The organism is Nocardia sp. CWNU-33, from assembly GCF_046764895.1.
Lineage (GTDB): Bacteria > Actinomycetota > Actinomycetes > Mycobacteriales > Mycobacteriaceae > Nocardia.
The window spans coordinates 1-1,252 of sequence record NZ_JBKOQN010000111.1 but is presented as its reverse complement, the minus strand read 5'-3'; the positions used below and the strand labels follow the sequence as shown (position 1 = coordinate 1,252).

Here is a 1,252-nt window from a genome sequence, read left to right as displayed (position 1 = left end):
CACCGAGCAAACGCATCGAGGCTGCCCACCCGGCGGCGCATGGGTCGAGCCGAGCATCCACGCCCGCGCGTTCCCACTGTTGCGCATAGCCGGCACGTGGTGACTCGCCACGTCGCTGCCGCGGCAGCGACGCATCGACCTGCCCGGTCGAACACGATCTGCCACTACTCGGGACGGTATCGAGGTCTACCTCGGGCCCGTACCCTGTTCATCAACCGTGACGGCGGTTGCTCACGAATCTTAACGGGCGCGTTGCGGAGTCACGGATTTAGGCGGCACCAGCGGTTATAGTGTAATTATCGGGTTGCGGGAGGGGAGTCTGCCGATGTCCGACATGTCGAAAGTTGAGCTGTACGCGGCTATCCGCCAGGATCTTCGTGCCGGCCTATCCATGCGTGCAATCGAGCGCAAGCACAAGGTGGGGTGGCGTACGGTGGCCAGCGCGACGGAGTCGGTGTGGCCCGAGCCCCGTAAGGAGTATCCGCCGCGTCCACAGAAGCTGGATCCCTACAAGCCGTTCATCGACGATGTTCTGCGCGCCGATCTGGATGTGCCTCGTAGGCAACGTCACACGGCGACCCGGATCTATCACCGTTTGCTCGAGGAGCACGGCATGAGAGACGTGTCGTATCAGCGAGTCAGTGCCTATGTCCGCGAACGCAAACCACAGCTACAGGCAGAACAGGTGACGGCCCGTCGCCGCTCCGAACGGCTCATCAAGGCCGCCGGGTTTCCTCGCTCTAAAACGTTGCGTGACTTCGATTTCGGTGCCAACCCCAGTGTCGACCCTGGCATGATCCGCACTCTCGCTAAATGCGACTGGGTGAAGGAAGGGCTGCCGTTGTGTTTGATCGGTGACTCCGGCACTGGGAAATCCCATCTGCTCATCGCCTTGGGCACCGAGGCGGCGAAAGCCGGATACCGCGTCAGATATACCCTGGCTGCCAGGCTGGTCAACAAATTGATCGAAGCCGTCGATGGTAAACGGCTCACCAACACCATCGCCCGCTACAGCGGCGTCGACCTGCTCTGCATCGACGAACTCGGCTACACAGAGCTGGACAGCCGCGGCGCCGAATTGCTGTTCCAGGTATTGACCGAACGTGAGGAGAGGAAGTCGGTCGCGATCGTCTCCAACCGCAGCGTCGCCGGCTGGTCCCAAACCTTCACCGACGCTGGGCTCCGCGCCGCGATCATCGACCGACTTACCTTCGGCGGCAACATCATCGAGACCGGCACCCACAGCTATCGC

General features: G+C 62.1%; 1 protein-coding gene. It reads left to right on the top strand.

The genetic code is table 11. From position 1 onward, the window contains the following. Nucleotides 1–325: 325 nt before the first annotated feature. A partial coding sequence (istB, locus tag ACLMAL_RS39595; protein ID WP_412003765.1) for an IS21-like element helper ATPase IstB occupies nucleotides 326–1,252 on the top strand: 927 nt, incomplete at its 3' end.